This is a genomic window from Pseudoalteromonas sp. P1-9 (genome assembly GCF_001399975.1).
GTDB lineage: Bacteria > Pseudomonadota > Gammaproteobacteria > Enterobacterales > Alteromonadaceae > Pseudoalteromonas.
In genome coordinates, this window is record NZ_LKBD01000126.1 from 1 (window position 1) to 608 (window position 608).

Annotated in this window: 1 protein-coding gene; it reads left to right on the forward strand. The window is 45.9% G+C overall.

Translation table 11 applies throughout. The features are described 5' to 3' along the window. Positions 1-608 (forward strand): EF-Tu/IF-2/RF-3 family GTPase (locus AN214_RS21845; RefSeq protein WP_268795526.1); only part of this gene is annotated, 608 nt, incomplete at both ends.

Sequence of the window (608 nt, forward strand, 5' to 3'; positions counted from 1 at the left end):
GGTTCAGCTCTTAAAGCACTAGAAGGCGAGAAAGAGTGGGAAGACAAGATCGTTGAGCTTGCAGAAGCACTAGATTCTTACATCCCAGAGCCAGAGCGTGACATCGATAAGCCATTCATCATGCCTATCGAAGACGTATTCTCAATCCAGGGTCGTGGTACAGTAGTAACAGGCCGTGTTGAAGCTGGTATCATCAACGTGAACGACGAAGTAGAAATCGTAGGTATTAAAGAAACTACAACTACTACTTGTACGGGTGTTGAAATGTTCCGTAAGCTTCTAGACGAAGGTCGTGCGGGTGAGAACATTGGTGCACTTCTACGTGGTACTAAGCGTGATGAAGTTGAGCGTGGTCAGGTTCTATGTAAGCCTGGTTCAATCAAGCCTCACACGAAGTTCACTTCAGAAGTATACGTACTATCTAAAGATGAAGGTGGTCGTCACACGCCATTCTTCAAAGGCTACCGTCCACAGTTCTACTTCCGTACAACTGACGTAACTGGTGATATCCAATTACCAGATGGCGTAGAAATGGTAATGCCAGGCGACAACATCAAGATGACTGTTGAGCTAATCGTTCCAATCGCGATGGACGAAGGTCTACGTTT